Source organism: Micromonospora sp. URMC 106 (assembly GCF_051386395.1).
In the GTDB taxonomy this organism is placed as follows: Bacteria; Actinomycetota; Actinomycetes; order Mycobacteriales; family Micromonosporaceae; genus Micromonospora.
In genome coordinates, this window is record NZ_JBPQTP010000017.1 from 1 (window position 1) to 26,512 (window position 26,512).

Consider the following 26,512-nt stretch of genomic DNA (forward strand, 5'->3'; position numbering starts at 1 on the left):
AGATGCGCCGAGGACTGAGGTACGTTCCGCTGGGCCTGTTGCTGGCGGTGCTGCTGGAGCTGGCGGTGTTCGTCGTGTCGCGGTGCGGCTCAGGCGCGGCCGCGGCGGGTGCGGACCTCCTGCAGCCGCTCGGCCAGGATGTCCTCCAACTCGGCGATGGAGCGCCGCTCCAGCAGCATGTCCCAGTGCGTGCGCGGCGGCTTGGCCTTCTTCTGCTCCGGCTCGCTGCCGTCGACCAGCCGGGCGACGCTGCCGTCGAACTTGCACTCCCAGGTCGTGGGGACCTCGGCGTCGACGGCGAACGGGACCTCGAACTGGTGACCCTTGGCGCAGAGGTACTCGCGGGTCTGGCGCGGCGCGAGCTCCGTGTTGCGGTCGGATTCGTAGCTGACCGCGCCCAGCCGGCTTCCGCGCAGCATACGCTCGCCCATGATCGACTTCCCCTCGTTCGTGGTGCTGGTCTTCTCTGTGTAACGGTCCGTTCCCGCCGGGCCATTCCCGCCCGGGGCGCTGCCGCGCCGCCGGGCGAGCCTGCACAAGGGTAGCCGGCCATGCCAGCCGCCCGGCGGGGTCGTCCCGGGCCGGGTCGGTTGGGTGGAGTGTTTCCGCTGCCAACGGGGATGTTAACCGCCCGAGTGGAGCGGAGGTCGCGATGGTCGGTGACGCGCCGGTGCAGTCCCGGGCGCCCTCCGGGCGGACGTTCTTCGGGCACCCGCGGGCCCTGTCCACCCTCTTCCTCACCGAGATGTGGGAACGGTTCAGCTTCTACGGCATGCGGGCGATCCTGGTGCTGTACCTGACCGCGTCGCTGGCCGACGACGGGCAGGCGATGAGCGAGGCCAGCGCCAGCGCCGTCTACGGCACCTACAACGCCATGGTCTACCTGATGGCGCTGCCGGGCGGCTGGGTCGCCGACCGGCTCATCGGCGCGCGGCGCAGCGTGCTGTGGGGCGGGGTGGTCATCGCCGCCGGGCACTACGTGATGGCGATCCCGACGCGGTGGAGCGTCTTCGCGGGCATGGCGCTGATCGTTGTCGGCACGGGCCTGCTCAAGCCCAACATCTCCACGATGGTCGGCGACCTCTACGACCGGGACTCCCCGCGCCGCGACGCCGGCTTCTCGATCTTCTACATGGGCATCAACCTCGGCGCGTTCATCGCGCCGCTGATCACCGGATACCTCGGCGAGAAGATCAACTGGCATCTGGGCTTCGGGGCCGCCGCGATCGGCATGACCGTCGGCGTCCTGCAGTACGTGCTCGGCCGGCGCAACCTCGGCGACGCCGGCGCGCGCCCCGCCGACCCGCTGCTCGGCGCCGACCGGCGCCGCGCGCTGACCCGCGTCGGCGCGGTCGCCGCCCTGCTCGTGCTCGTGGTCGCCGTCCTCGCCGTGGCCGGGGCGTTCACCGTCGACACCGTGGTCAACCTGCTCGCCGCCGCCACCGTGCTGATCACCATCGGCTACTTCGTGCGGATCATGGTGGACCGGGAGCTCAGCGCCACCGAACGCAGCCGGATGAAGGCGTACGTGTGGCTGTTCGCCTTCGCCGCCGCGTTCTGGCTGATCTACGACCAGGCCGGGTCGGTGCTGAACATCTTCGCCGCCGACAACACCGACCGCGAGGTCGCCGGGTTCACCTTCCCCGCCTCGTGGCTGCAGTCGGTCAACCCGATCCTGATCATCGTCGGGGCGCCGCTGTTCGCGCTGCTCTGGCTGCGGCTGGGCCACCGGGTCTCCACCCCGGTGAAGTTCGCCGTCGGCCTGGTGCTCAACGGCCTGTCGTTCGTGCTGATGGCCGCCGCCGCCCAGGCCGCCGTCGGCGGGGACCTGGTGTCGCCGTGGTGGCTGGTGGCCGTGTACGCCATCCAGGTCGCCGGCGAGCTGTCGCTGAGCCCCGTCGGCCTGTCGGCCACCACCAAGCTGGCGCCGGTGAAGTACGCCAGCCAGATGATGGGGCTGTGGTTCCTCGCCACCGCCGTCGGCGACGCGATCGGCGGGCAGGTGGCCCGGCTGGCCGACACCTGGCCCGAGCCGACGTACTTCCTCACCTTCGGCCTCGCCTCGGTGGCCCTCGGGCTCGGCGCGGTGATGTTCGCCCGGCACATCCGGGGCCTGATGGCCGGCATCCACTGACCCGGCCAATCGGCCCGCACGCGCGCGGCGCGTGCCGTGTCCGGGCGTGGCAGGCAGGTGGGTCAGGCCGCCGGGGTCGGCGGCAGCGGCAGCGGCAGACCGGGCAGCCCGTCGATGCTGCGGGCCACGTGCTCCTTGCCGGCGAAGTAGTCGCTCAGCGACGCGTCGTCCTCCCGGGCGAACCGCTTGCCGTGCAGGTCCCGGTCGGCGTCGTACGTCATGAACGGCACCGCGTAGCCGCAGGTGTCGCGGATCAGCTCGGCGCGCACCACGATGATCGCCCGCAGGCCGTGCGCGCTGGTGTCGACGTCGGGGAAGTGCCCGACCAGCTCCCGCCAGCGGGGGTCGTCGCGGAACACCGGCTCGCCGCGCCCGTGCACCCGCACGATGTTCGGCGGCCCCTGGAACGCGCACCACATCAGCGTGATCCGGCCGTTCTCCCGCAGGTGCGCGATCGTCTCGGCGTTGCTGCCCGCGAAGTCCAGGTACGCCACGGTGTGCGCGTCGAGCACCGCCCAGGAGCCGCGCAGGCCCTTCGGGGACAGGTTGATGGTGCCGTCGCCGGACAGCGGGGCGGTGGCGGTGAAGAACAGTGGCTGCTGCTCGATGAACGTGCGCAGCCGGCCCTCGATGCGTTCGTGTGTCTTTCCCACCCGGACATCATCGTCGCGCCGCGCCGGTGACCGCCGCCCCGGTGTCGGTGGCGTCCCACCCGTCGGGCTGCCCCGGACGCGCTCGCGTACCGAAGACGTGCGCGAAAGTACCTAAGCACGTCAGATTCCCCGTCGTCGCCGCCTGCCTAACGTGGTGGTCATCAGGGAGCACGACCACTGAGGAGACAGACATGAGCGACATGAACGAGCTGGTCCAGCGCTACCTCGCCGCGTGGAACGAGACCGACGCCGCCGCGCGGCAGGCCGTCCTGGCGGAGGTCCTCGCCGAGGACGCGACGTACACCGACCCGCTGGTGTCCGTGCAGGGCCGCGACGGGCTCGACGCCACCATCGCGGCGGTCCAGGGGCAGTTCGGCGGGCTGGTCTTCAGCCTCGGTGGCGCCGTGGACGCCCACCACGACACCGCGCGCTTCACGTGGCACCTGGGCCCCCAGGGCGGCGAGCCGGTCGTCATCGGTTTCGACGTCGTGGTGATCGGCGCCGACGGGCGGATCCGCCAGGTGCTCGGCTTCCTCGACAAGGTGCCGGCCGGGATCTGAGCACACCTCGGGGGCGGACCGCCCGGCCGGGCCGCCCCTCGTCGTCGATGCCACATGGGGAGGAAATCATGACCGCCTACGTGATCGCGCACCTTCGTGACCCGCAGGAGCTGCACCCGCAGGTGCTGGAGTACCTGGAGCGCATCCAGGCGACGCTGGACCCGTTCGCCGGCCGCTTCGTCGTGCACGGGGGACCGGTGGACGTCCGCGAGGGCTCGTGGCCCGGCAGCGTCGTCATGCTCGAGTTCCCGACGGGGGAACACGCGCGCGACTGGTACGATTCGCCGGCCTACCAGGCGATCCTGCCGCTGCGGACGGAGCACCTGGAAGGCGAGGTGATCATCGTCGACGGTGTCGGGCCCGACCACGACTCCGCCGCGATGGCCGCCGAGCTCAGGAAGAGCGGTGACGTCGCTCAGGGGTGACGTCGTAGTTGAAGCCGAAGGCGCGCACACCGGTCTGCGTACGGGGCCGGTGGCTCGTCTTCGGACCGAAGGCCACGTAGGTGCCCGGTCCGTGGGTGCGCTCGCCCTCGATGAGCTCACCGCGCACGACGAAGTACGCCTCGCCGTAGGTGTCGTGGACGTCGAGCTGCGGCCACTGCGCTCCCGGGGCGATGTCGATCACCCACGTCCTGATCCCCGGCATGCCCGGCAACGGCCGTACGTGTACGCCGGGCCCCAGCTCGACCGGCGGGACCGCGTCGACGTCCACGGGGAGCACCTGCCCGGGCAGCACCTGTTCCGGAACGGTCATCGGGACAAGATCTCACAGGCCCAGTCGGTCGGCGAAATCCCTCAGCTCGCCGCGGGAGGCGACGCCGAGCTTGGGATAGGCCTTGTAGAGGTGGTAGCCGACCGTGCGGTGGCTGAGGAAGAGCTGCGCGGCGATGTCGCGGTTGGACAGGCCCTGCGCGGCGAGGCGGGCGATCTGCAGTTCCTGCGGCGTGAGGCCGGCGGCCACGCCCTCGGCGGGCGCGGGGCCCTGTTCCTGGGCGCCGGTGGCGGTGAGTTCGCCGCGGGCGCGTTCGGCCCACGGCCGCATGCCGAGCCGGTCGAAGACCTCCAGCGCGTCGTGCAGCGGCCCGCGCGCCTCCGCCTTGCGCCGCGCCCGGCGCAGCCACTCGCCGTGCAGCAGCGCGGTCCTGGCGTACTCCAGCGGGCGGACGTCGCGGTCGTGCAGGTCGAGGGCCGCCGTGTAGCACGCCTCGGCCCGGTCGTCGGTGGCGAGCAGCCCACGGCAGCGCAGCACGAGCGCGTCGGCCCACGGCTGCCGTACCGACCCGGCCCACCGCTGCAGGCGCGCCAGGGGCTCGGCGGCGCGTTCGGGTGTCCCCACCCGCACGGCCGACTCCACCAGGTCCGGGATGGCACGGGTGGCGCAGATGTGATGGCGCATCGGCTCGCGGGTCAGGCGCTCGAAGCGGGCGAGCGCCGCCTCGGCGCGGCCCAGGCCGAGGTCCAGCAGCCCGAGCGACCAGTGCGCCCAGGGGGCGCCGGGGGAGATGGCCCCGGCGGTGGCCCCCGCCAGCCCTTCCTCGGCGTGGCGCCGGCAGGCCACCTCGTCGCCCTTGGCCGCGTCGAGGTAGGCGAGCACGCTGCTGAACTGGCTGACCCACTGCTGCTGCCCGGTGTCGCGGGCGAGCCTGAGGGCCTCGGTCGCCGTGGCGAGCGCGTCCAGGTGCCGTCCGGCGAACACCTCGCCCTCGGCCGCGAAGAACAGCACCGTCGGCAGCCGCCCGGCGCCGCCGCGGGCGCGGTGCTCGGCGGCGAGCCCAATCGCCAGCTCGTAGGCGTCGGCGTCCTGGCCCAACGCGAGTGCCGCTCCGCAGAGGATCGTCAACACCTCATCGGGGGCGGCGCCTCGCCGCCGCACCGCCGCGACGGTGTCGGCCAGCGGCGGCGGCCGCTGGCAGCGGCGCGGGTCTAGGTGCACGAGGTGGCGCCCCACCGGCGCGAGCGGGTCCGCGTCGTCCGGCGGCAGCGCGACCAGCCGGTCCAGCGTTGCCGCGAGCTGCCGTTCCCCCAGGTACCAGGAGGTGTGCACGGCTTCGATCAGCAGCACGGCGGCCCGGCCCGGATCGGTGTCGCGGATTAGCTCGGCGCCGTCGAGGAGCAACCGGTGGGCGGTGGGGTAGGAGCCCTGCCAGAAGTCCGCGAGCGCCCGCACGTGGGCGATGCCCGCCCGCACCGCCGCCGGGGCGTCGTCCAGCCGCCGGGCCGCGCGGCTGCCGAGCGCCCTGGCGCGTTCCAGGTCACCCGCCTCCAGCGCCGCCTGCGCCGCCAGGGCCTCGCGGCGGGCCCTGGCGGTGGGCTCGACGCTCAGGCGGGCGGCCCGCTCGTACGCCGCCGCGGCCGCCTCGTGGCCGCTGCGGTCGCGGGCGCGGGCGGCGGTGCGTTCCAGCGCGGCGGCGGCCTCCTCGTCGGCTCCGGTGGCGGCGGCCGCCAGGTGCCAGGCCCGGCGGTCGGCGTGCTCGGGCGAGCCGAGGGCCGCGGCGAGCGCGCGGTGCACGGCGAGGCGTTGCCCGAGCGGCGCCCGTTGGTAGACGACGGCGCGGATCAGTGGGTGGCGGAAGCGGATCGTGGTGCCGTCGGCGTCGCCGCGCAGCACCAGGCCGGCCCGCTCGGCGGGGGAGAGGTCGTCGACGTCCGCCCCCAGCGCGGCGGCGGCACGCAGGATCACGGCGAGCTCGCCGGTCTCGTCGGCCGCCGCCACGAGCAGCAGGCTCTGGCAGGACTGCGGCATCCGGCTGACCTGGCCGTGGAAGGCCAGTTGCAGGCGGTCGGTGAGGGGGAGCGCCCCCGGCGAGAACACGCTGCCGCCTTCGGCGGCCAGGGCGACCGGCAGCTCCAACAGGGCCAGCGGGTTGCCGTCGGCCTCGGCGAGCAGGCGGTAGCGCACGGCGGGCGCGAGCGGATGCCGGTCGAGCAGAGCCGCGGCGGCCTGCGGGGCCAACCCGGACAGGCGCAACTCCGCGAGGCCGGGGGCGGGGAAGGCTCCCTCGCCGTCGCGGGCGGCGAAGATCATGACCACGCCCTCGGCGTGCAGGCGTCGGGCGGCGAACAGCAGCGCCTCCCGCGACGCCCGGTCGAGCCACTGCGCGTCGTCGACGAGGCACAGCAGCCCCGTCCGGTCGGCGTGCTCCGTCAGCAGGGAGAGCACCGCCAGTCCCACCAGCATCGGCTCGCAGCCGGCCGCGGACCCCAGCCCGAACGCCGCCTGCAGCGCCGCGCGCTGCGGGCCGGGCAGCGCGGCGCGGGACCCGAGCGCCGGGCGCAGCAACAGCTGCAGCCCCGAGAACGGCAGCTCCGCCTCGACCTCGACGCCCGTACCGCGCAGCAGCCGCATGTCCCCGGCCGACGCGGCGGCATGCTCGAGCAACGCCGTCTTGCCGATGCCCGGCTCCCCGCGCAGCACCAGCGACGAGCTGCTGCCCGCCCGGGCGCCCGCCAGCAGTTCGGCGATCGCGTCCTGTTCGGGCTCGCGCCCGTGCAGCTGCGCCGCGCTCATGAGCCCGCTTCGTCGCGGGGGCCGAGGCGGGCCAGGGCGGCGGCGAGGTGGCTGACCTGCTCGGCCAGCTGGGCCACCCGCCGGTGCGCCTCGTCGCGGCCGGTCTCGGCGGCGCGCAGCCGTACCGACAGCTCGTCGAGCCGGCCCTCGGTGGCGCTCGCGGCGTCGCGGGCGGCGGCCAGCTGCGCGCCCAGCGTGTCGTGCCGGCCGGCGAGCGCCGCCAGCTCCGCGCGGGCGCGGTCGGCCTGCGCCGCCGCCTCCCGGCGGGCCGCCTCGGCCTGCTCACGGACCCGCGTCGCCTCGGCGGTCGCCGTCCGGGCCGCGTCGGCCTCGGCGCGGGCCCGCTCGGCCTGCTCGCGGGCCCGCTCGGCCTGCTCGCGGGCCGCCTCGGCGTCGGCGTGCAGGCGCTGCGCCCGCTCGAGCGCCTCGGCGGTGGCGCGGGCCGCCCGGTCGGCGTCGGCGCGGGCGGTGTCGCGCTCACCGGTCGCCTCGGCGGCGCGGCGGCGCTCGGCGTCCAGCTCGACGCGCAGGGCACGCAGCTCGTGTCGGGCCGCGTCGCGGTCGCGTTCGGCCTGCGCGCGCAGCGCCTCCGCGGCGCTGGCCTGCCGGCGGGCCTCGTCCCGGGCGGCCTCGGCCCGCTCGGCGCGCTCCCGCGCGGCCGTGGCCTCCTCGGCGGCGCGGCGGGCCTCGTCGCGGGCGGCGTCGCGCTCGGCGGCGGCGGCCCGGGCCTGCTCGCGGGCCCGGACGGCGGCCGCGGCGGCGTCCTCGGCGTCGCGGCGGGCCTCGTCCCGCTCGGTCTGCGCCGCCGCGACCTGGGTCGCCGCGTCGGCGCGGGCCTGCGCCAGCTGGCGTTCCACCCCGACCGGGGACAGCTCGGCGTGCAGCGCCTCGGCGAGGGTCTCCGCGACCTGCTCCAGCCGGTCCACGGCCTCCCAGGTGCGGGCCACCTGCCCGGGCAGGCCGGGGGCGTTGCGGTGGCGCATCCGGCTGTTGCGGGAGGCCCGCTGGCAGGCACCGTCGTTGTCGCGACAGTAGCGGAACGGCCTGCCCGCGCCGGCGCGCTGCGGCACGTCGCGCCCGCAGTGGGCGCAGGGGCGGGTCTCGGTGGGGGGCGGCTCGACGTCCATCGGGGCGGAAGTCTAGTGCGCCGTGGGAATCTGCCCGAGGGACGACAGCGGGACCCGGCATTCGGGCTCGGTCGGCTCCTGCGCGCGGCGGCGCCCGCGGTGGGCCGCCGGTCGGCCACCGGCGTCCGCGAGGTGCCGTTGCGGCCGCCGGTGGCCGCACGCCACCGGATAGCGTCACGACATGCCCGTCTCGCCGTACGTCGTGAAGTTGCGCGCCCACATCGGTCAGGACCTGCTCCTGCTGCCCGGGGTGACCGGAGTGGTGCGCGACGGCGCCGGCCGGGTGCTGCTGGCCCGGCGCGGCGACAACGGCCGCTGGTCGCTTCCCGCCGGGCTGGTCGACCCGGGTGAGCAGCCCGCCGACGCGGTGGTGCGGGAGGTCTACGAGGAGACCGGCGTACGGGTACGCGTCGACGGCGTCGGCGGGGTGGCCACCCATCCGGTGGTCTACCCCAACGGTGACGTGTGTGAATACCTCAACGTGTGGTTCCGGTGCCGGGCCGTCGGCGGCCGGGCCCGCCCCGACGGCGATGAATCCACCGAGGTCGGCTGGTACGCCCCCGACGAGCTGCCGGCGCTGGACGACTGGGCGCGGCTGCGCATCGACACCACCGCCGACGAGCACGCGCCCACCTGGCACGCCCGCCCCGGCGAGCGGCACCCGGCGCTGGGGCAGCCCGACGCGCTGTGACCGGGCACCGACGTGACGCCCTGCTGCCGGTGACACACCGGCCGAGCAGCGAAGATCAGTTGTCGTCGGCGCCGCAGACGTCCCGGAGGGTCCGGGCATCCCTGTTGGTCCTGGCCTGCGCCGCGGCGTAGTCCCCCGACACCATGCCCGACAGGATGAATCGCATGTTCGAGAAGTCCTGCGACAGCGCCACCGTCACCGGGTAGACGGCCCCCTGCGCGGTGGAACTCGCGCGCATCATCCCCTGGTACGCCTCCGTCGCAGCGGCCTGCTGGCTCAGCTCGGTCGAACCCGCGCTGCGGTAGTACCTGTCGACGACCGCGAGTGCCTCCTGACAGCCTGCGGGGGGCAGCGGCTCCAGCGACAGCGGTGGCCGGGGGTCGGGCGGTCGCGGCGTCGTCACGCGCGGCCGGGGGGCCGTCGCACTCGATTCAGGCGCTGTCGTCTGTGGTGATGCCGCGCTCGTCGGGGACCGGACAGGCGCGGTCGACGCGGGTTGCGGCGACGCCATGCCGGAGTCCTGGACCGCAGGAGGGGTCCGCGGCCACGCGTAGGTCAGGAGGGCGACGATGGCCGCGGCAACACCACCGAGCGCCCCTACCGCGGCCCAGTCCAGCCGGAACCCGGCGGAGCCCCGCTCGGTGCCGATGCCTCTCGCTCGTCGAGTGTCGATACGCCAACCGTAGGAGGCGGTCGCTACCGGAGCCGGGTGCCGATGCGCGGTGTGGCGACGGCGGCGCGGACCGCTGTCAGGCGATGGCGACGGCGGCCCGGGAGCGATCCGCGGCGATCCGCACCGCCAGGGCCGCCAGCACCGTGCCCGTCAGCAGTCGCTGCACTCGCAGCCACAGCGGCCGCCGGGCGAAGAACCCGGCCAGCGTGCCCGCGGTGAGCACGATCAGCGCGTTCACCGTGAGCGCCACCGCGATCTGGGTCAGCCCCAGCACCAGGCTCTGCCCCGCGACGTGGCCGCGCGCCGGGTCGATGAACTGCGGCAGCAGCGACACGTACAGGATGGCGATCTTCGGGTTGAGCAGGTTGGTGACCAGGCCCATCGTGAACAGCCGCCGCGCCGGGTCGGGCGGCAGCGGCGCCGGGGCGAACGGCGACTGCCCGCCGGGGCGCAGGGCCTGCCAGGCCAGCCAGAGCAGGTACGCCGCGCCGGCCAGCTTCACCGCCGTGTAGAGGGCGGGCACCAGCACGAACACCGTGGCGATGCCGGCCACCGCGGCGACCAGGTAGACGCCGAAGCCGGCGGCGACGCCGAGCAGCGAGACCAGCCCGGCCCGCCGGCCCTGGGTCACCGACCGCGAGACCAGATAGACCATGTTCGGGCCGGGGGTCAGCACCAGGCCCAGCGCCACCAGCGCGATGCCCACCAGCGCACCCGTACCGACCATGTCGACCCCCGTCCCGCTCGGCTGCCGCCGACCCTACGCCCGCACGCTCCTCAACCGCCGACCGGCACCCGGCGGGCGGCGACGGCCGCGCGGGTCTCCTCGGCGGCCAGGTCCGCGTTGATCGCCGCGCCGGCGGCCAGCCCCGCCGCTGCGGCGGTGATGACCTGGGCGCGCAGGTCCGTGATGTTGCCGGCCACCCACACGCCGGGCACCTCGGTCGCCCCGGCCGGGCCGGCCGGCACCGTGCTGCCGACCACCTGGCCGCCCACCTCCTGCACCACCGGCGCGAGGCCCAGCGACGCCAGCACATCGGCGCGGGCGTGGAAGCGGGGAGCCACCACCACCGCCCCGGCGGGCAGCACCTCGCCGCCGGCCAGCCGCACCCCGGTGAGCGCGTCGTCGGCGACCTCCAGCGCGGCGACCGGACCGTCGAGCACCCGTACGCCCCGGGCGGCGAGCTGCTCGTCCTCCTCCGGGGTGAACGCGCACGGCGCGTGCCGCACGATGGTCACGTCGGCGCTCCACTGCCGCCACAGCAGCGCCTGGTGCGCGGCAAGCGGGCCGGTCGCCAGCACCACCAGCGGCAGGTCGCGCACCTCCCACCCGTGGCAGTACGGGCAGTGCAGCACGTCGCGGCCCCACCGCTCGGTCAGCCCCGGCACGTCGGGCAGCTCGTCGACCAGGCCGGTGGTCACCAGCAGCCGCCGGGCCTCGACCGTGCGGCCGTCGGCGAACGCCAGGCGGAACCCGCCGTCCTCGCGCGGCGTCGCCGCGCGCACCGCGGCGTCGACGAACTCCCCGCCGTAGCCGGCCACCTCGGCGCGGCCGGCGGCCACCAGCTCGCCGGGGGGCGTGCCCTCGCGGGCGAGGTAGTTGTGCACGTGCCCGGCCGGCGCGTTGCGCGGTTCGCCCGCGTCCACCACCAGCACCGAGCGGCGGGCCCGGGTCAGGGCCAGCGCCCCGCTCAGCCCGGCCGCGCCGCCGCCCACGATGACCACGTCGTACGTCTCACGCACGGAACTCTCCCTCCGTCTGCGGCGGTCCCCACGCCCGCCGACGTCCCGACTGTCCATCGGGATCGGCGCCGGCGGCAAACATCGTTGCCGGATCGGCAAAACGCTGGGTGGGTCGACCGGCGTCACGGGGGTCAGCGGCCACCGCGCCCCCGCGGCGGGCAGACTGGGCCGATGCTGCGCGCCCCGGGCACCCCGACTTTGCCGGAACTGGTGTTGCGTCCCTGGCGCGACGACGACGCCGACGCCCTGGTGACGGTGTACCGGGACCCGGTGCTGCGGCGCTGGACCCGGGCGCCGGTGACCACGACCACACAGGCGCGCCAGTTCGTCGCCGCGGCGCACCGGGACTGGGACGACGGCTGCCGGTTCAGCTTCGCCGTCATCGAGCCGGGCCCGGCCGGCGAGACCCTGGTCGCGCAGGTGGTGCTCAAGAACGTCGCCGAGGATCGCGACGACGCCGAGGTCGGCTACTGGACGGCCGCACCCGCCCGGGGGCGGGGCATCGCCCCGCACGCCCTGCAGGCGGTCACCGGCTGGGCGTTCGCCCGGTTCGCCGGCCTACGGCGGCTGGACCTGATGCACCAGATCGACAACCCGGCGTCCTGCCGGGTGGCGGAGAAGGCCGGCTACCGCTTCCAGGAGGTGCTGCCGGCCCGCCCGCCGTTCCCCCGCGACGGCCACCGGCATTCCCGCCGGCCCTGACCACCGGGAATGCCCGGCACCGCCGCGGCGCTGTCCCCTTGCGGCGGCCCGACCCAGGGGCCGCGTTACCGTGGTCGGGGAGGTGTCGGCAGGTGGACAGGTGGGACGCGACGGTCGAGGCCCGGATCCGCACGGCGCAGGAGCGCGGCGAGTTCGACAACCTGCCCGGCATGGGCAAGCCGATCCCCGGGCGCGGCCAGCCGTACGACGAGTCGTGGTGGATCAAGAGCTTCCTGGAGCGGGAGGCGCTCCCGACCGACCTGCTGCTGCCCACCCCGCTGCTGCTGCGCCGCCGCATCGAGCAGGTGCCGGCCGAGGTGCGCGACCTGCCGACGGAGGAGTCCGTGCGCGCGTTCGTCGCCGACCTGAACATGGAGATCGTCGCCTGGCTGCGTACGCCCACCGGCCCGCGGGTCGTGGTGCGCCCGGTCAACGCCGACGACGTCGTGCGCCGGTGGCGCTCCGAGCGGCAGGCCGCCGCGGCGGCGTCCCCGACGCCTGCGCCGCCCGCCCCGCCGCGCCGGCCCCGCCGGGGCTGGCTGCCCTGGCGGCGCCGGGCCGCGTAGCCCGGCTCACTCCACCGCGGCCCGCCACGACCACGTGGTGCGCCGAGCCCGGCCCGGCAGCTCACCACGGCCGGTCAGCCACCGCAGCACCTGCGGCGCCGGGCCCGCGGGCGCGTCCGGGAAGAGCCGGCGCACCACGGCGGCGCTGAGCCGCTCCGGCGGCTGCCAGGGCACGCCGAGGCCCCGGGCGATGTCGTCGGTGTGCAGCAGCGTCTCCGCCACCCCCATCGCGGCGAAGCCCGCCGGGTCGCACGGGCCGAAGTGCCACGCCCGCGTCTGCGGCGCGGCGGCGTCGACCGCCGCCCGCAGCAGGCCGCCGCAGGCGGCCACGACCCGCAGCACCTCGGCCGGGGCGGCGGCGGGGGAGACGACCAGGTCGAACGGCAGGTAGGCCGCGTCAGGCCGGCCGACGACCTGACCGGCGTACGCCAGCAGGTCGTGCGCCACGTGCGCGGCGGTGGCCCAGCAGCTCCACTCCAGTCCGCCGGCGGGGAGACCCCAGTCCCGCCCGGTGTGCGGGCCGAGGACGGCGATCATCTCGGTCACGGCGCGTTCCACGTCGACGCCGGTCAGCTCGGGCATCCCGTCACCGTGCCAGCGCCACCGGTGTCCCGCAACCGAAAGTCGTTGCCCGGCACCACCTTCGGCCACTAGGGTCGGGGGCGTGACTGCCGGGTCGGCCATGGGCCACGAGCGGACAGGGCACCCGGCCGTCCGGTGAGCCGGGGGCGGGCCCGTGGCCCGCCGATGCGCCCCGCACCCGACCGGTGTCGACGTCGAGTCCACCGGTCGCAAGTCTTCCCACCGTCCCCGCCGGCGCCCACGCCGGCGCGACCGCACCCCTCGCCGCCACCTGTCGCCGGGCGGGCGATCCACCGTGGCCGCATCCTCGTGCCGAGCAGAGAGCAGAGTCTTGCCCAACGACTTCAACCAGCAGATCATCGACGAGTTCCGCGCCAACTCCGGCCGGGTCGGGGGGCCCTTCGAGGGCGCCCGGCTGATCCTGCTCACCACCACCGGGGCCCGCTCCGGTGCCCCGCACACCACCCCGGTCGGCTACCTGCCGGATGAGGACCGCATCCTGGTCATCGCCTCGGCCGGGGGTGGCCCGAAGCATCCGGACTGGTACCACAACCTCCTCGCCGACCCGTCCGCCACGGTGGAGGACGGGGTCTTCACGTACCGGGCGCGCGCGGAGGTGCTGACCGGGGCCGAACGCGACGAGGTCTTCGCCCGGGCCGTGGAGGCCGACCCGGGCTGGGCCGCGTACCAGGCCAAGACGTCCCGGGTGATCCCCGTGCTGGCGTTGCGGCAGGTCGCGGGCGGCCCGCCGAGCGCGGCGTCCCCGGTGGCCGCGCTCAAGCTGATCCACGACGCGTTCCGGCGGGAACTCGCGCTGATCCGCGCCGAGGTCGTCCGCTCCGGTCCGGGCCTGGGCGCGCAGTTGCGGGTGAACTGCCTGACCGTCTGCCAGGGCCTGCACCACCACCACGTCCACGAGGACGCCGGCTTGTTCGTCGCCCTCGACGGGCAGCCCGACCTCGCCGCGACCCTGGCGCGACTGCGCGAGGAACACCGGCGGATCGCCGCGCTCGTCGAACGCCTCCAGCAGGTCGTCAACGCCACCGACGCCGACCCGGCCGAGGTCCGCCGGGAGGTCGAGCGGCTGACCACCGAACTGGAGGCTCATCTGGCGTACGAGGAGGAACACCTCATCCCCGTCCTGGACGGAACCGACTGACGGCCGGCGGCGCTCCGTGGGCCCACGGCGACGCAGGATGTCGCCGTGGCCGCGGAGCGCCCCGCCGCGCTCCGGAAGCCCTCGGCTGCGCCGCGGCCTCGACCTCAACGACCCGACCGCCCGGCTCACACCCCGACGAATCAAGGCGATGCCGCACCAGACACCGTCGTTCAGACAGTTCCTCGCGAGGATGGCGTCAGGCACTTGCTCATGCTGATGTCGTCGACGTAAGCGCCGTCGACCATAAACTCGTCGACGTGTCGGCCTTCGACGGCGTAACCGTGCTGTTCGTAGAGCCATATGGCACCGGTGTTGGTCGCCAGGACACGCAGTGCGACCTTCTTCGCGCCTTGTGAGCCGGCACGGCGTTCGGCGGCCGAAAGCAGCGCTGAGGCGATACCCATGCGGCGGGCCTGCTCGGCTACCACCAGGTTCCACAGGCCGAAGACGTGCGCCCCTTCCGGGAACCGGGTCGTCTGGTGGGTACTCACGGTGCCGATGATCTGGCCGCCGAGAGCGGCGACCAGGTGGGTTTCGGGCTTGCGTCGTTCGTTGAAGTACGCCGTCCGCTCCTCGGCCCGGGTGGAGGGAAGCCCCGACCCGGCGGTCCACGCCGCACGGTCGAGGGCGAGGAGAGCGGCGTCGTCCTCGGTCGTGGCGGGTCGCACCAGGGGCAGCCAGTCGACGGTGAGCGCGTCCCTGGTCGCGAATCGCAGCAGGTGGCGGGTGATGGTGTCCTCCACCGCCGCGACGGCGTCCGCCGCGCCGGCTTTGACGATCATGTCGAAGTGGGCGGTCGAGGCCACGAGCAGGCAGCTGCCGAGGCTGAACATGATGGACCCGCGTTCCTCGTCGAGTTCGGTGGGCACCTTGCGACCCATGTGAGAGACCAGTTGCTTGATGTAGCGGTGGGGGCGGTCGGTGACGACGCGTGCGGTCGAGTAGAGCATCTGATGCCTTTCCGGCAGTCGTGACTTCGGAGCTGGTGGGTGGCGCCGATCAGGCGGAGATGACTGCATCGGGCACCCGGGCGGGGTGGCTGCTGTCCTCTGCCGGACCCGTACGGTCGGAAGAACCACGTAGCGCCGCCTCGACCCGGCGGTTGCTGGTCATGGTCGACGTGACGGCGGTCATGGCAAGGAGGAGGCCGGCGGCGGCGTAGAGCGGGGTGCGTACGTCGTACGTGGCGGCCAGCCAGCCGCCGAGGAAGGCGCCGAACGGGGCGGCGCACATGGCGAGCATCCGGGAGGTGGAGGCGACCCGACCCATCAGGTGGGCCGGGACGATCGCCTGTCGGAGGGAGGGGCCGAGCACCATCGTGGCGCCCATGCCCGCCCCGCAGACGGCGAGCGCGAGCCCGGCCACGTACGGATTCGGGGCGGCGGCGAGCCCCAGGATGGCCAGCCCTTCGACCGCGGCCGTGCACGTCAGCGCGGTGCCGGTGCCGAGTCGTCGGCCGAGGAAGGAGGCGATGCCCGCGCCGAGCAGACCGCCGGTGGCCTCCGCCGTCAGGAGCAGGCCGAAGCCGAGGACGCCGATGCCGAGACGATCGTGGGCGAAGAGGGCGAGTACGGTCTCCACGGCGAGGAAGGCGACGTTCCCGACCGCCGGACGCAGCGCGAGCCCGAGCAGCAACCGATCCCGCAAGACGTACGAGGCCCCGGCCCGCGCCTGCCGAAGCAGCGACTCACGGACCTGCGGTACGGGCCGGGGGACGGCAGGCAGCGACCGTACGAGCAGGGCGGAGAGCGCGAACGACACCGCGTCGGCGAGCAGCGGAACCGCCCGCCCGAGCACGAGCAGGGCACTGCCCGCAGGCGGGCCCGCGAAGCCGGAAGCGGCGGTCTGCGCGCCGCGCAGGCGGGCGTTGGCGCGCTCCAAGAGCGCCGGGTCGCGGCCGAGCAGATCCGGCAGATAGGCCGTGGCGGCCGTGTCGAAGAAGAGTCCGCCGAGGCCGAGCAGGAAGGCGACGGCCGCGAGCAGCGGAACGCTCAGCACGTCGAGCACGGCCGCTGCCGCCGGTATCGCGAGCAGTGCCGCACGCGCGGTGTCCGCGATCCACATGGTGCGTCGACGGTCCCAGCGGTCCACCAGCGCACCGCCGAGCACCCCGAAGAGCAGCCAGGGCAGTGTCCCGGCGGCCGCGACGACGGCGAGCGCCATCGGGTCCCGCGTCACCGTCAACGCGAGCAGCGGCAGGGCGGCGTGCATCACCCCGTCACCGAGCGAGGACACCGTCTGTGCGGTCCACAGCCGTCCGAACCCGGTTGGCAGCTTCGTTGCCTCTGAGGTCACTTGGCGTCCCCTTCGGCCTGCTCGCGCCGGGCGGGGTGGAACAGTGCGAAGACGAGTGACGCGTCCGGCAGCGACGGATCCGACAGCTCCCGGTACTCGTCCGCCAGTGCCTGCAGCCGCGCCCCCAACTCCGCGAACTGCTCATCGGTGAGCCGCAGGTGCGCCATCCGTACGTGTCGCTCGCTCTGCGCCGGTGCCGCCTCCAGGTCGGCCACCGCATGCCGCATCAGCACATCCGGCCCTCCCTCGCCCGGATCCGGTAGCACGATCGACTGCGCGGCCATGGCGTAGTACCGCTCGGTGACCCCCCGCACCTTCCGCGTCCGTACCACCTTCACCAGGCCGGCCCGCTCGAGCAGCCGCACGTGATAGCTGGAACTTCCCTTCGCGAGGCCCACTCGCTCGGCGATCTGGCTGATCGTCGCCGGCTCGAAGCGGAGCACGGCCATGATCCGGTGCCGGGTGAGGTTGGAGACGGCACGTAGCTGCTCGTCAGTGGTGACATGAAGCGCCTCGGGAAGATCATCGGTAGGCATGCGCTCAATGGTCAACGACTCTTGACCATTGAGCAAGCAGGTTCGGTGCGGTCTTTCCGGGTTGCGTGACGCGAAAGGTCGACTCCGGGCGCGAGTTGCTCCTCAAGGAGGTGCCCGGAACGGCACATACCGTCGGAGAACGCATGTGCTCAGTGAACAGCGTCACACCGTGGCCGCCCCACCAGGGTCACGTCCGAACACCCGCGGGTGCGCGCCGACGCGACGGCCGGCGGTGGCGGCGTTCGCCGGGGTGCCGGGATTCAGGAGTCGCCGGAGGCGGCGGCGCCGGACCGGGCGGCTGCCCCGGTCTCGTGCCCCCGCCCCGGCTGGAGGTCGTACGCACGGTGGAGCAGGACGACACCGTGATGGCGGAGCTGGTCGGCTCGGTGCGGCGCGACACCGGCGATGAGACGCGCATGTCGATGGCGGAGGTGTTCGTCATGCGCGACGGCAAGCTCGCCGAGCGTCGGGCATGGGTGATCGAGCTGAAGGAGAACGACCACCGCTGAGGCCGGGCGGCTTCCTCAGGGAGCGGGGGGCACTGCCGCGCCATCAGGCCGCGGGCGCGGGCGCCTCGCCCGTCCGCTCAGCAGGCCCGGTCGCCGGCGTCAGGGAGTCGAGCCAGCGCAGGAGGCGGTTTCCCTCGCGGGTCATGATCTCCGGGTCTCGCAGGGCGTTGTTCAGCAGCGACATGCCCCCAACAGGCGGCAACGAGGGTGACGGCGAGCAGCGTCTCGATGCCGCACTAATTATCGGATTACCGACAATGATAATCAGGCAATCCAACCGAACAAAACCGACAAACCGGCAGCACACCATAATGACTGTTCTTGTGTAACGGCAGTCTCCGGTCGTGTTGGGGCCCGAAGTGTGTCGCCGATGGGAGCGGACCCGGCCGGTCGAGAGCGTCATGAAGGCCGGACGTGACCTGATCTCGTGCGCCCCCGTGCCGGGAGTACGCCCGCGCCAGCCTCCACAAGAACCGCAGGGCCAATCCGGACAAGATCCGAGCCGACAACTTCTGGTCCCTGCACCGGATCAAGCGCAGGAGTACGACACGCGGCGTGCCGCTCAGGAGGTAGCGCTGACGCAGTCTCGGCCGGAAACCGCTTGAGCCTTCCTTCGGCGTTCGCGTAGGTTGCCTGCGGTTCATCACAGTGAGGACAGAGGACAACCCGCGTGACCCCGCCTGCTCTTTAGACCTGACACCTTCTTCCGCTCACCTGTAGCCGACGCTCCCGTCGGTTCTGCCGGGCTGCCCTCGTGCGCCCGGTCATGCAGCGTCCGAGGCCGCGCGTAATCGGCCTCGTGTCAGGTCTAGAGAGAGAATTCTCTTGTCTTCACAACCTCATACCGTGCTGCCCTGGGTCGTTCGTCGGACCAGGCTGCCTCTGCTGTCGCTCCGGTGCGTGGACTGCCGGTCGGAGTCGGCCACCACCGGCGAGGGCAGGTTCCGCGTCAACGCCAACGGCAAGCTGCTGGACGTGTGGCTGCTGGTCCGCTGCGTAACCTGCAACCGGACGAGCAAGCTCACCGTGCACGAGCGAGCGCCGGTCAGCTCCTTCGATCCGGCCGAGCTCGACGGCTATCACGCCAACGATCCGAAGCTGGTGGCGTCCAGGCTGTTGGATCCCTTCCTCGCCCGGCGCAACCGTTTCGCCCTGGACTGGACGGGCGCCTGGCGGCTGGACATCCCGTCGGCATGGCACGCCGACGCGTGGCCGGTCCAGGTGGAGGTCGTCTTCGAGGATCCGGTACCGGTGCGCCCGGACCGGCTCATCGCGCAAGGGCTCGGCTTCAGCAGGAACGAGGTGCTGCGCCGGATCAAGTGCGACATTCCGCTGCGCCGTCCGACGAGCGCCGGATTCACCTTCACCGTGATGGCCGGGGACTAACGGGGACGCAGCCGGGCGGGCCACCCGGCCCGCCCGGCTGCACCTTTCGAACCACGCCGAGACCGACGCGCAGCCACACCCGCTCGCACAGGTCCTCGGTCGGGCAAGGTCGCCGGGGCTGCCTTTCAGAGCCGTCGGACGCGCAGCACGCAGGTCAGCATCGGCAGGGTGAACTCGCCGTTGGCGGTCTCCGGTCTGCTCGCGAGGTAGGCGCGGATCCGGCCGAGCGTGGCCTGTCGTTCCTGTTCCGGCATGACCAGCATGCCCGCCCTCGTGGCGAGGGTCGCCACGAGGGAGTCGGCGGTGCGGCGCTGCCCGTGGGGGAACTCGGCCTGCTCCGGGGAGCCGAACCGGGCGGCCACGCCGTTCTTCGGAAGGTGTGCGTCGGCCGTCTCGGCGCGCCAACTGGTGGGCGTGTCACGCGGGCCGATCGCCGCGCTCGGGCTGACCCGCGCGAGCCCGGCGACCCAGTCGACCCGGTCGTCCATGACGTTCCACAGGCCGGCCAGGACGCCGCCCGGCACCAGGACCCTGGCGATCTCGGGCCCCGCGACGGCCATGTCGAACCAGTGCATGGCGTTGCCGGCCAGCACGGCGTCGACGGACGCGTCCGGCAGCGGTATCGCCTCGGCGCTGCCGGGCAGCGCCCCGACGTCCGGCAGTGCGCGGCGCAGCTCGGTCAGCATCGCCGGGTCGGGCTCGACCGCGGTGACGTCGGCGCCCACCGCACCCAGCGTGGCGGTGAGCTTGCCGGTTCCGGCACCGAGGTCGAGCACCCGCAAGCCGGGCGCGGGCTCGAGCGCCCAGCGCACCGCGGCCTGCGCATAGTCCGGGCGGTGCTCGGCGTATGCGGTCGCCGCCGCGCCGAACGACGAGGCGTGAAGGAGCCGTTCGTCCTGTCCCACGTGATCACCCTATCGGCGCTGGCCGCCCCCGGGCGACAGCGTCGCCGTCCCCACGCGCCGCGACTTGCCCCAGCTCCTGTAACTGGCGGCTATTGCGCCCGTAGGGCGTCGGCGGTGGGGGTGCCGGCGAGCTGCGCGACCGGCCCCTCGTAGAGGACCCGCCCGCCGTGTCTGCCGGGTCCGGGGCCGAGGTCGATGATCCAGTCCGCGTGGCGGATCACGTCGAGGTGGTGCTCGATGACGACGACGGTGTGGCCGCGGTCGACGAGCTGGTCGAGTATCCGCAGCAGGGTACCGATGTCGCGCAGGTGCAGACCGGTGGTGGGCTCGTCCAGGACGTAGAGGCTCGGTTCGGCGGCGTCGCGCAGTTCCCTGGCTATCTTGATTCGCTGGCACTCGCCGCCGGACAGCGTCGTGAGTGGCTGGCCGAGGCGCAGGTAGCCGAGCCCGACCTGTTCGAGGTGCCGCAGCGCGTCGCGGATCGCCTGGTCGGGTACGCGCTGGATGGCGTCGCTGACGGTCAGGGCGTCGATGTCGGCGATGGAGAGTCCGTTGACCCGGTGGCGGAGCACCTCGCTGGTGAAGCGCTGTCCTCGGCAGGTCTGGCAGACCGTCTCCTGGCCGTCCATGAAAGCCAGGTCCGTGTAGAGGACGCCCAGCCCGTGGCAGTCGGGGCAGGCGCCTTCGGAGTTGGCGCTGAACATGCCGGCGGGCAGCCCGCTGTGTTTGGCGAAGAGCCTGCGGACGGGGGCGGCGATGCCCGTGTACGTGATGGGGGTGGACCGACGGTTGGCGCTGACGGGTCTCTGGTCGATCACGACGGCGTCGTGCTGGGCGACCAGCTCCGCGGCGAGGCTCGACTTGCCTGATCCGGCGACTCCGGTGAGGACGGTGAAGACCGCGGTGGGGATGTCGACGGTCAGGTTCCGGAGGTTGTTGCGGGTGGCGTCCGCCACCGTGATCGTCCCGGTGGCCGTGCGGGGGGCGGTGACGACGGGCGCCTGCGCGGCGAGTGCCGTCGAGGTCGGTGTGCGCGCCGCCCGGAGCTGGTCGAAGGTGCCCTGGAAGACGAGTGTCCCTCCGTCGGTGCCGGCGTCGGGTCCGATCTCGATGATCTGGTCGGCGATCGCCATGACGGCGGGGTCGTGTTCGACGACGAGGACGGTGTTGCCCTTGTCGCGCAGTTGCCGCAGCAGGGCGGTCATGGCGGCGACGTCACGCGGGTGCAGGCCGACGGTGGGTTCGTCGAAGACGTAGAGCATCTCGACGAGGCTGCTGCCGAGGTGCTTGACGGTCTTGACGCGTTGCGACTCCCCGCCGGACAGGCTGGTGGTGGCCCGGCCGAGGTGCAGGTACCCGAGCCCGATCGTGGTCATGGCCCGCAGCCGGTCCACGAGCGCGCTCACGACAGGGGCGACGGCCGGGTCGCTCACCCGCCGCAGCACCTCGGTGAGCTCGGTGACCTCCATGCGGGCCAGCTGCCCGATGGTGTGGCCGAGGACAGTGGCGCTGCGGCTGGCCTCGTTGAGGCGGTCGCCGCCGCAGTCGGCGCAGACGGCGGAGCGGGTGAACCGGGCGAGGGTCTCCTGCTTGCGGTCGGACAGGTCGTCGGAGGTGTGCAGGTAGATCCGTTCGAACCGTTGCACCACGCCCTCGTAGTCCTTGGGGGGCCGGGTGCCGAGGCGCGCGGCGTTCTCGCCGCCGTAGAGCAGTGCCGCGCGCTGCGCCTCGCTCCAGTCCCGCAGCGGCGTGTCGACGTCGAAGCTGCCGATGTCGGCGTACTGGGAGTACCAGTAGCCGCCGTTGCCGAAGCCGGGCAGCAGGATCGCCCCCTGGGCGAGGGACCTGTCCAGGTCCAGGAACCGGTCGACGGCGCTCACCACGACCTCGCCCAGGCCGGAGCAGGTCGGGCACATGCCGGCGGGGTCGTTGAACGAGAAGTGGTTGGATTCGCCCACGTGGGGCGAGCCGACGCGGGAGAACAGCAGCCGCAGGTAGGTCCAGGCGTCGGTGACGGTGCCCACCGTGGAGCGGGCGTTCCCGCCGATCCTGCGCTGGTCGATCACCACCACCGGCGACAGCCCGTCGATCTCGTCCACGTCGGGGCGGGTCCACCTCGGCAGGCGGTTGCGCGCGAACGGCGGGAACGTCTCGGTGAGCTGATGGCCGGCCTCCGCCGCGATCGTGTCGAACACGAGCGACGACTTGCCCGAGCCTGACACGCCCACGAACACGACCAGCCGGCCGCGCGGGACGTCCACGTCCACGGACTTCAGGTTGTTGGTCCGGGCACCCCGGATGCGGATCGTTCGCGGTGACATGCAGTGGACCGTACGAGGAGATGCGGACGGAATCTGACCGCGATGTCGGCGACACTGGTGGCATGGCCGATGTCACCCAGCGCGTTCTCGCCCTGCTCGCCGCGCTGCAGACGGGCCGGGCGTTCAGCGGCGACGAGCTGGCCGCGCGGCTCGACGTCAGCCCCCGGACGCTGCGCCGCGACGTCGACCGTCTCCGCGGCTACGGCTACCCCGTCGAGACCCGGCCCGGCCCCGGCGGCCACTACCGGCTCACCGCCGGCGCCGCGCTGCCGCCCCTCGTGCTCGACGACGACGAGGCGGTCGCGACCCTCCTCGGGCTGGCCACCCTCGCCGCCACCGGCAGCGCCGCCGAAGGAAGCGTGGACGACGCCGCCACCCGCGCCTACGGCAAGGTCGACCAGTACCTGCCGAAGCGTCTGCGTCGCCGCGCCGCGCAGCTGCGCGCGAGCCTGGAGACCAGCCCGGCGCTCGCCCCGAGCACCAGCGCCGAGGACCTGGCGAGTCTGGCCGCCGCCATCCAGCACCGCAGCGTCGTCACCTTCGACTACGCCGGCAGGCAGGGCGCGACCACGTCCCGGCGGGTCGAACCGCACCGCCAGATCCACCACCACCTGCGTTGGTACCTCCTCGCCTGGGACACCCAGCGCGGCGACTGGCGGGTGTTCCGCATCGACCGCATCACCCACCTGCGCACGTCGACGAGCACCTACGCCCCCAGGCCGCTGCCCGCCGACACCGCCCTCGACTACCTCCGGCAGGGGCTCAACAGGGACCGCGAGCGGGTCGTCCTCACCGTGCACGCGCCCCTGCCGGCGGTCGCCGACGCGTTGCGGTATCAGGAGGCCGAACTCGCGGCCCTGGACGAGCACCGGACCAGGGCCGTGCTGATGCTCGACACCTGGGAGTGGCTGCTGCTGAGCCTCGCCTTCCTGGACGCGGACTTCACCGTCCACGAGCCGTCCGGCTTCCGCAGCGCCTGCCAGGCATTCGGGGCGCGCCTGACGAACTGCGGTTGAGCACGCGGGGGCCGGTCAGGCGCGCGCGCCGCCGAACCCGAGCAGGACGGCCAGGCCGAGGGCGCTGCGCGGGGCGTACGGCACCCGCCACAGCCCGCCGTGCGCCGCGCCGTACGCCTCGTCCTGCCACGGGTGCGGCAGCGACGGGCCGCCGGTGCGCAGGGCGTGCACCAGGAGCGCGGCCATCAGCGTGTTGCTCGTCGCCGGCTCGAACACCTCGATGCCGAACCGGTGCGCGCCCGCGTACGCGGCGGCGAGCGCCCGGTTGCGCAGCACCGAGCGGGTGCGGGTGGGTGGCGCCACCGCGAACGACACGGTCGCCCCCGCCTGGCGGGCCACCGTCGCCCGCCACCGCTGCAGGCGCTTGGCCAGCGCGTAGTTGGGACCCTGCTGGGGCACGAGGCTGTCGTTGACGCCCGGGTCCGCCCCCGGCGGGTAGTTGCGGTGCAGGAGTCTGCCCCCGGATGCCACCCGCAGCGACCGGCGGAGGATGCCGCGGGCGGCGTAGCCCTGTTCGGCGTGGCGCACGGCGTCGCCGGGTACGGCGAAGACGTCGGTGGGGGTGGCCAGGAACGCGAGCGCGACGTCGTCGCGGCGCTCCTGCAACCGCAGCGTGAGCGCGTCGACCGCCGTGGCGGCCCGGACGTTGGTCGCGCCGTCGGCGTAGACGTAGTTGCCCAGCACGAGCCGGCCGTCGACGTCGAGCAGCCAGTCGGCGACCTGCGGGAGGTTGTGCAGCAGGTCGGCGCCCGCGCGGGCGGCGAGCGCGTCGTCGTCGGGGTCGGTGCCGGCCGGCACGGGCAGGTGGAGCCGGCCGCCGCTGCGGCGCGCCGTGTGCAGCAGCCGCCGCCAGATCTCCGGCCGCGGCAGGTCGACGGCGACCACGTCGCCGCCCCAGCGCAGCACGGACGGCAGCGGGCCCATCTCCGCGCCCGCGCCGAGCACCACGATGCGCTGGTCGCGCAGGTCCAGCCAGTCCGGGTTCGCCATGACGGCGCGTACCGCGTCGGCGCAGGACGGCTCGACGACGCCGGCGGTGACCCACGCGTCGAGCCGGCGGCGCAGGTCGTCGCCGCGCAGTCGCTGGCCCCGGTACGGCAGGGACAGCTCGCGCTCGGCCTCGCCGGTGCCGGCGACCGTCGCCGTGCGCAGCGGCGCGACGTCGGCGGGGGTGGTGGTGAAGACCTCGCCGAGGCCGATCTCGGTGCCGTCGGCGCGCAGCACGCTCATCCTTCGGTGCAGCGAGGCGAGCCCGTCGCGGGCGATCGTGACCGCGGCGTCGCGGGAGAGCAGCCCGGCCTCGACGAGCCGCCGGAAGTGCCCGAGGTAGCCGTGGCGCCAGTTCGTCTCGTGCTCGGCCGAGCGCGCGCCGACCGGGTCGACGGCGCGCAGGGCGTCGGCGACGACCGTCCGCCCGAGCGCGGAGGTGCTGCGCCCCCCGTCGGTCTTCGGGAACACCACCCCGGTCGAGCCCTGCACGGCCACCACCCTCCCGTACGGCCCGTCGGGCCACCCTCGCTCGTCGGTGCCACTCTGCCGTACCCGGCGTCGGCGCGCAGAGTCCGGGCCCCTCGCCGCGACGCGCCGGTTGACGACCTGGCGGCGGTGCGCGCCGGCCCCGGCCGTGGTCGCCGCCGTCCGGGCCCGCCGCCTGGTCCACCCCTGGCGGGTCGGGCCCGCCGCCTGGTCCACCCCTGGCGGGTCGGGCCGGAAGCCGCGGGCTGACAGCGGTTGCCACCTACGGCGAGGATGACGGGATGAGAAACGAGCCGATCGAGCTGGCGGGCGCGCTCGCCAGCTTCACGGAGCTGTGGAGCCCGCGCATCGTCACCCGGGTCAACGACTACGACGTGCGGATCGCGAAGGTCGCCGGCGAGCACGTCTGGCACGCCCACGACGACACCGACGAGTTCTTCCTGGTCCTGGAGGGGGAGCTGCGCATCGCCCTGCGCGACGGCGACGGCGGCGCCGAGCGGGAGGTGGTGCTGCCCCGCGGGGCGGTGCACGTGGTGCCCCGCGGGGTGGAGCACCGACCGTCTTCGCCGGGTGGCGCGTCGATCCTGATGTTCGAGCCGGCGGGCACCCTGACTGTCGGGGACCGGCACGACCCGGTGCCCGACCATGTGGACGCCACCACGGGGCACGCGCTCTGAGCGCTCACCGCGCGGCGGCCGCCAGGTCGCCGCGCGGCGCCGGCGTGGAGGTGAGTCGTCGTACGCCGGGCACGGCGGCGGTGCCGGCGCAGGCGACGAGGACCAGCGCGCTCGCCGCGAGCAGGGGTGTGGAGTCGCCCCAGGCGCGCGCCGCGATCGGCGCGAGGGCGTAGCCCAGCGGCATCGCGCCGAGGGAGACCAGCCAGTCGTACGAGGCGACCCGGGCGAGGACGTGGGGCGGGAACTGCCCCTGCACGACGGTCTCCCACACCGGGTTGAGGTAGCCGAGGGCGCTCAGCGCCACCCCGTAGGCGGCGATGACCAGCGGGGCGGGGGCGGCGACGGCGAGCAGGGCCAGCGGCGCGGCGTAGCTGGCGAGCCCGAGGTTGGCCACCAGCACCGGGCGGCGGGGGCGGATCCGGGCGGCGAGCAGCGAGCCGGCGAGCATGCCGACCGCGCCGGCCTGGAGCATCAGCACCCAGACCCCCTCGCCGCCGAGGCGTCGTACGGCGATCGCCGGGCCCAGGGTCGTCAGGACGGCGGCGGCGCCGTTCCAGACGCCGTGGCCGAGCAGGCTGGTCCAGAACCAGTCGCGGCTGCGGACCTCCCGCCAGCCGTGCGCGAGGTCGGAGAGGACGGTGCGCCTCGGCATCGGGACGTGGCGGACGCGGACGACCGCGAGCAGCAGCGCGCTGAGCGCGAACGTCGCGGCATCGAGGATGAAGGCCCAGCCCGGCCCGGCGGCCCAGATCAGCGCGCCGGCCAGCGCCGGGCCGGCGAGGCGGCTGGCGTTGGCGGTGACGCCCAGTAGTGCGTTGGCCTGCTGCCGTTGGGTGGCGTCGACGGTGCCGGCGACCAGCGGTGAGGTGGTGGGCAGGGCGAACGCGCCGGCGGCGCCGCCGATCGCGGCGGCCACCGCGATCACGCCGAGCGACGCCTGGCCGAGCAGTTCGAGGCCGACGGCGAGTTGCGCGAGGCAGCGCACGAGATCGGCGACGATCGCGACGCGGCGGGCGTCGAGCCGGTCGGCGAGCACGCCGCCGAGGGGGAGCAGGAGCAGCCGGGGCACCATCGCGCAGGCCAGCACGAGGGCGAGGGCGCCTGTGGAGCCGGTCGCGCGGAGCACGGCCAGCGCCAGGGCGGCGGGCACCACGGCGTCACCGACGGCGGAGACGGTGCGGCCGAGGAACAGCAGCCGGAAGGGGCGTGCGCGCAGAGGATGGGTCACCCGAGCAATGTACTTCGACATCGAACCTTTCGACAACGAATATTTCGACATCGGCATAGGCTG

Annotated in this window: 28 protein-coding genes; 11 read left to right on the forward strand and 17 right to left on the reverse strand. The window is 74.1% G+C overall.

Annotated elements, in window-relative coordinates; genetic code table 11:
* Positions 1-89 precede the first annotated feature (89 nt).
* Positions 90-431 carry an RNA polymerase-binding protein RbpA gene (locus ACSNOB_RS08330; RefSeq protein WP_046564157.1) on the reverse strand — a complete coding sequence of 114 codons (342 nt, stop codon included), beginning with the start codon at positions 429-431 and terminating at the stop codon, positions 90-92.
* 221 nt (positions 432-652) lie between these two features.
* On the opposite strand from ACSNOB_RS08330, the gene ACSNOB_RS08335 reads away from it, so the two are divergent.
* Positions 653-2,134 (forward strand): peptide MFS transporter, encoded by a 1,482-nt coding sequence (locus ACSNOB_RS08335; RefSeq protein ID WP_436685991.1) that lies wholly within the window; start codon positions 653-655, stop codon positions 2,132-2,134.
* 62 nt (positions 2,135-2,196) lie between these two features.
* Here the strand turns inward: ACSNOB_RS08335 and ACSNOB_RS08340 are convergent, their stop codons facing one another.
* The gene (locus tag ACSNOB_RS08340; protein ID WP_436685992.1) at positions 2,197-2,787 is read right to left on the reverse strand and encodes a pyridoxamine 5'-phosphate oxidase family protein; all 591 of its coding nucleotides are present in this window, start codon (positions 2,785-2,787) and stop codon (positions 2,197-2,199) included.
* A 191-nt stretch (positions 2,788-2,978) separates the two neighbouring features.
* Here ACSNOB_RS08340 and ACSNOB_RS08345 point away from each other — a divergent pair, with 191 nt between their 5' ends.
* The gene (locus ACSNOB_RS08345; protein ID WP_436685993.1) at positions 2,979-3,347 is read left to right on the forward strand and encodes a nuclear transport factor 2 family protein; all 369 of its coding nucleotides are present in this window, start codon (positions 2,979-2,981) and stop codon (positions 3,345-3,347) included.
* A 68-nt stretch (positions 3,348-3,415) separates the two neighbouring features.
* The gene (locus tag ACSNOB_RS08350; protein WP_436685994.1) at positions 3,416-3,772 is read left to right on the forward strand and encodes a DUF1330 domain-containing protein; all 357 of its coding nucleotides are present in this window, start codon (positions 3,416-3,418) and stop codon (positions 3,770-3,772) included.
* Here the strand turns inward: ACSNOB_RS08350 and ACSNOB_RS08355 are convergent.
* The 3 genes from ACSNOB_RS08355 to ACSNOB_RS08365 are packed head-to-tail and all read right to left on the reverse strand — an operon-like array spanning position 3,741 to position 7,984.
* Positions 3,741-4,103 carry a cupin domain-containing protein gene (locus ACSNOB_RS08355; RefSeq protein WP_436685995.1) on the reverse strand — a complete coding sequence of 121 codons (363 nt, stop codon included), beginning with the start codon at positions 4,101-4,103 and terminating at the stop codon, positions 3,741-3,743. The two genes, ACSNOB_RS08350 and ACSNOB_RS08355, sit on opposite strands and share 32 nt — an antisense overlap.
* A gap of 12 nt (positions 4,104-4,115) precedes the next feature.
* On the reverse strand, positions 4,116-6,857 hold the full coding sequence (locus tag ACSNOB_RS08360) for a helix-turn-helix transcriptional regulator (protein ID WP_436685996.1): 2,742 nt from the start codon (positions 6,855-6,857) through the stop codon (positions 4,116-4,118).
* Positions 6,854-7,984 carry a hypothetical protein gene (locus tag ACSNOB_RS08365; RefSeq protein ID WP_436685997.1) on the reverse strand — a complete coding sequence of 377 codons (1,131 nt, stop codon included), beginning with the start codon at positions 7,982-7,984 and terminating at the stop codon, positions 6,854-6,856. Before ACSNOB_RS08365 ends, ACSNOB_RS08360 begins: the two co-directional genes overlap by 4 nt.
* Positions 7,985-8,165: 181 nt before the next feature.
* Between ACSNOB_RS08365 and ACSNOB_RS08370 the strand changes: the two genes are divergently transcribed.
* Positions 8,166-8,675 carry an NUDIX hydrolase gene (locus ACSNOB_RS08370; RefSeq protein WP_436685998.1) on the forward strand — a complete coding sequence of 170 codons (510 nt, stop codon included), beginning with the start codon at positions 8,166-8,168 and terminating at the stop codon, positions 8,673-8,675.
* A 55-nt stretch (positions 8,676-8,730) separates the two neighbouring features.
* On the opposite strand, the gene ACSNOB_RS08375 is transcribed toward ACSNOB_RS08370, so the two are convergent.
* From ACSNOB_RS08375 to ACSNOB_RS08385, 3 genes are all read right to left on the reverse strand, one after another.
* Positions 8,731-9,078, reverse strand: coding sequence for a hypothetical protein (locus tag ACSNOB_RS08375; RefSeq protein WP_436685999.1), 348 nt, complete (start codon positions 9,076-9,078; stop codon positions 8,731-8,733).
* Between the two features lie 346 nt (positions 9,079-9,424).
* Positions 9,425-10,075: a LysE family translocator gene (locus tag ACSNOB_RS08380; RefSeq protein WP_436686000.1), complete on the reverse strand. Its 651-nt coding sequence runs from the start codon at positions 10,073-10,075 to the stop codon at positions 9,425-9,427.
* Positions 10,076-10,125: 50 nt separating this feature from the next.
* Positions 10,126-11,148 carry an NAD(P)/FAD-dependent oxidoreductase gene (locus ACSNOB_RS08385; protein ID WP_436686001.1) on the reverse strand — a complete coding sequence of 341 codons (1,023 nt, stop codon included), beginning with the start codon at positions 11,146-11,148 and terminating at the stop codon, positions 10,126-10,128.
* 114 nt (positions 11,149-11,262) lie between these two features.
* Here ACSNOB_RS08385 and ACSNOB_RS08390 point away from each other — a divergent pair, with 114 nt between their 5' ends.
* Positions 11,263-11,793 (forward strand): GNAT family N-acetyltransferase, encoded by a 531-nt coding sequence (locus tag ACSNOB_RS08390; protein WP_436686002.1) that lies wholly within the window; start codon positions 11,263-11,265, stop codon positions 11,791-11,793.
* A 92-nt stretch (positions 11,794-11,885) separates the two neighbouring features.
* Positions 11,886-12,359 carry a DUF1992 domain-containing protein gene (locus ACSNOB_RS08395; RefSeq protein WP_436686003.1) on the forward strand — a complete coding sequence of 158 codons (474 nt, stop codon included), beginning with the start codon at positions 11,886-11,888 and terminating at the stop codon, positions 12,357-12,359.
* 6 nt (positions 12,360-12,365) lie between these two features.
* Here ACSNOB_RS08395 and ACSNOB_RS08400 read toward each other — a convergent pair whose 3' ends face one another.
* Entirely contained in the window at positions 12,366-12,941 is a 576-nt protein-coding gene (locus ACSNOB_RS08400) for a DinB family protein (RefSeq protein ID WP_436686004.1), read from the reverse strand.
* 331 nt (positions 12,942-13,272) lie between these two features.
* Here ACSNOB_RS08400 and ACSNOB_RS08405 point away from each other — a divergent pair, with 331 nt between their 5' ends.
* Positions 13,273-14,100, forward strand: coding sequence for a nitroreductase/quinone reductase family protein (locus ACSNOB_RS08405; protein ID WP_436686005.1), 828 nt, complete (start codon positions 13,273-13,275; stop codon positions 14,098-14,100).
* 170 nt (positions 14,101-14,270) lie between these two features.
* On the opposite strand, the gene ACSNOB_RS08410 is transcribed toward ACSNOB_RS08405, so the two are convergent.
* From ACSNOB_RS08410 to ACSNOB_RS08420, 3 genes are read right to left on the reverse strand one after another with little or no spacing between them, the layout of a single operon-like run.
* Positions 14,271-15,050, reverse strand: a complete 780-nt coding sequence (locus ACSNOB_RS08410; protein ID WP_436686006.1) for a GNAT family N-acetyltransferase — start codon at positions 15,048-15,050, stop codon at positions 14,271-14,273.
* 49 nt (positions 15,051-15,099) lie between these two features.
* Positions 15,100-16,395, reverse strand: coding sequence for an MFS transporter (locus ACSNOB_RS08415; protein ID WP_436686007.1), 1,296 nt, complete (start codon positions 16,393-16,395; stop codon positions 15,100-15,102).
* The gene (locus ACSNOB_RS08420; RefSeq protein WP_436686008.1) at positions 16,392-16,931 is read right to left on the reverse strand and encodes an ArsR/SmtB family transcription factor; all 540 of its coding nucleotides are present in this window, start codon (positions 16,929-16,931) and stop codon (positions 16,392-16,394) included. The genes ACSNOB_RS08415 and ACSNOB_RS08420 overlap by 4 nt, the downstream gene beginning before the upstream one ends.
* Positions 16,932-17,275: 344 nt before the next feature.
* Here ACSNOB_RS08420 and ACSNOB_RS08425 point away from each other — a divergent pair, with 344 nt between their 5' ends.
* Positions 17,276-17,440, forward strand: a complete 165-nt coding sequence (locus tag ACSNOB_RS08425; protein WP_436686009.1) for a hypothetical protein — start codon at positions 17,276-17,278, stop codon at positions 17,438-17,440.
* Between the two features lie 43 nt (positions 17,441-17,483).
* Here the strand turns inward: ACSNOB_RS08425 and ACSNOB_RS08430 are convergent, their stop codons facing one another.
* Complete coding sequence (locus ACSNOB_RS08430) at positions 17,484-17,624, reverse strand: hypothetical protein (protein WP_436686010.1); 141 nt, start codon at positions 17,622-17,624, stop codon at positions 17,484-17,486.
* A 716-nt stretch (positions 17,625-18,340) separates the two neighbouring features.
* Here ACSNOB_RS08430 and ACSNOB_RS08435 point away from each other — a divergent pair.
* Positions 18,341-18,826, forward strand: a complete 486-nt coding sequence (locus ACSNOB_RS08435) for a DUF1062 domain-containing protein (RefSeq protein ID WP_436686011.1) — start codon at positions 18,341-18,343, stop codon at positions 18,824-18,826.
* A gap of 125 nt (positions 18,827-18,951) precedes the next feature.
* On the opposite strand, the gene ACSNOB_RS08440 is transcribed toward ACSNOB_RS08435, so the two are convergent.
* Both ACSNOB_RS08440 and ACSNOB_RS08445 read right to left on the reverse strand, forming a co-directional pair.
* Positions 18,952-19,731, reverse strand: a complete 780-nt coding sequence (locus ACSNOB_RS08440) for a class I SAM-dependent methyltransferase (protein ID WP_436686012.1) — start codon at positions 19,729-19,731, stop codon at positions 18,952-18,954.
* A gap of 89 nt (positions 19,732-19,820) precedes the next feature.
* Positions 19,821-22,052: an ATP-binding cassette domain-containing protein gene (locus tag ACSNOB_RS08445; RefSeq protein ID WP_436686013.1), complete on the reverse strand. Its 2,232-nt coding sequence runs from the start codon at positions 22,050-22,052 to the stop codon at positions 19,821-19,823.
* Between the two features lie 62 nt (positions 22,053-22,114).
* Here ACSNOB_RS08445 and ACSNOB_RS08450 point away from each other — a divergent pair, with 62 nt between their 5' ends.
* Positions 22,115-23,068 (forward strand): helix-turn-helix transcriptional regulator, encoded by a 954-nt coding sequence (locus ACSNOB_RS08450; RefSeq protein WP_436686014.1) that lies wholly within the window; start codon positions 22,115-22,117, stop codon positions 23,066-23,068.
* Positions 23,069-23,083: 15 nt separating this feature from the next.
* Here the strand turns inward: ACSNOB_RS08450 and ACSNOB_RS08455 are convergent, their stop codons facing one another.
* The gene (locus tag ACSNOB_RS08455) at positions 23,084-24,547 is read right to left on the reverse strand and encodes a hypothetical protein (protein WP_436686015.1); all 1,464 of its coding nucleotides are present in this window, start codon (positions 24,545-24,547) and stop codon (positions 23,084-23,086) included.
* Between the two features lie 278 nt (positions 24,548-24,825).
* Between ACSNOB_RS08455 and ACSNOB_RS08460 the strand changes: the two genes are divergently transcribed.
* Positions 24,826-25,221 (forward strand): cupin domain-containing protein, encoded by a 396-nt coding sequence (locus ACSNOB_RS08460; RefSeq protein WP_436686016.1) that lies wholly within the window; start codon positions 24,826-24,828, stop codon positions 25,219-25,221.
* Positions 25,222-25,225: 4 nt separating this feature from the next.
* On the opposite strand, the gene ACSNOB_RS08465 is transcribed toward ACSNOB_RS08460, so the two are convergent.
* Positions 25,226-26,449 (reverse strand): MFS transporter, encoded by a 1,224-nt coding sequence (locus ACSNOB_RS08465; RefSeq protein ID WP_436686017.1) that lies wholly within the window; start codon positions 26,447-26,449, stop codon positions 25,226-25,228.
* Positions 26,450-26,512 lie beyond the last annotated feature (63 nt).

Coding starts and splice junctions, on each gene's coding strand:
- ACSNOB_RS08370 (WP_436685998.1), top strand. CDS start 8,166: ATGCCCGTCTCGCCGTACGTCGTGAAGTTGCGCGCCCACATCGGTCAG.
- ACSNOB_RS08345 (WP_436685993.1), top strand. CDS start 2,979: ATGAGCGACATGAACGAGCTGGTCCAGCGCTACCTCGCCGCGTGGAAC.
- ACSNOB_RS08445 (WP_436686013.1), bottom strand. CDS start 22,052: ATGTCACCGCGAACGATCCGCATCCGGGGTGCCCGGACCAACAACCTG.
- ACSNOB_RS08365 (WP_436685997.1), bottom strand. CDS start 7,984: ATGGACGTCGAGCCGCCCCCCACCGAGACCCGCCCCTGCGCCCACTGC.
- ACSNOB_RS08420 (WP_436686008.1), bottom strand. CDS start 16,931: ATGCCTACCGATGATCTTCCCGAGGCGCTTCATGTCACCACTGACGAG.
- ACSNOB_RS08330 (WP_046564157.1), bottom strand. CDS start 431: ATGGGCGAGCGTATGCTGCGCGGAAGCCGGCTGGGCGCGGTCAGCTAC.
- ACSNOB_RS08355 (WP_436685995.1), bottom strand. CDS start 4,103: ATGACCGTTCCGGAACAGGTGCTGCCCGGGCAGGTGCTCCCCGTGGAC.
- ACSNOB_RS08460 (WP_436686016.1), top strand. CDS start 24,826: ATGAGAAACGAGCCGATCGAGCTGGCGGGCGCGCTCGCCAGCTTCACG.
- ACSNOB_RS08360 (WP_436685996.1), bottom strand. CDS start 6,857: ATGAGCGCGGCGCAGCTGCACGGGCGCGAGCCCGAACAGGACGCGATC.
- ACSNOB_RS08430 (WP_436686010.1), bottom strand. CDS start 17,624: ATGTCGCTGCTGAACAACGCCCTGCGAGACCCGGAGATCATGACCCGC.
- ACSNOB_RS08410 (WP_436686006.1), bottom strand. CDS start 15,050: ATGCTCTACTCGACCGCACGCGTCGTCACCGACCGCCCCCACCGCTAC.
- ACSNOB_RS08380 (WP_436686000.1), bottom strand. CDS start 10,075: ATGGTCGGTACGGGTGCGCTGGTGGGCATCGCGCTGGTGGCGCTGGGC.
- ACSNOB_RS08350 (WP_436685994.1), top strand. CDS start 3,416: ATGACCGCCTACGTGATCGCGCACCTTCGTGACCCGCAGGAGCTGCAC.
- ACSNOB_RS08385 (WP_436686001.1), bottom strand. CDS start 11,148: ATGGACAGTCGGGACGTCGGCGGGCGTGGGGACCGCCGCAGACGGAGG.
- ACSNOB_RS08335 (WP_436685991.1), top strand. CDS start 653: ATGGTCGGTGACGCGCCGGTGCAGTCCCGGGCGCCCTCCGGGCGGACG.
- ACSNOB_RS08400 (WP_436686004.1), bottom strand. CDS start 12,941: ATGCCCGAGCTGACCGGCGTCGACGTGGAACGCGCCGTGACCGAGATG.
- ACSNOB_RS08390 (WP_436686002.1), top strand. CDS start 11,263: ATGCTGCGCGCCCCGGGCACCCCGACTTTGCCGGAACTGGTGTTGCGT.
- ACSNOB_RS08450 (WP_436686014.1), top strand. CDS start 22,115: ATGGCCGATGTCACCCAGCGCGTTCTCGCCCTGCTCGCCGCGCTGCAG.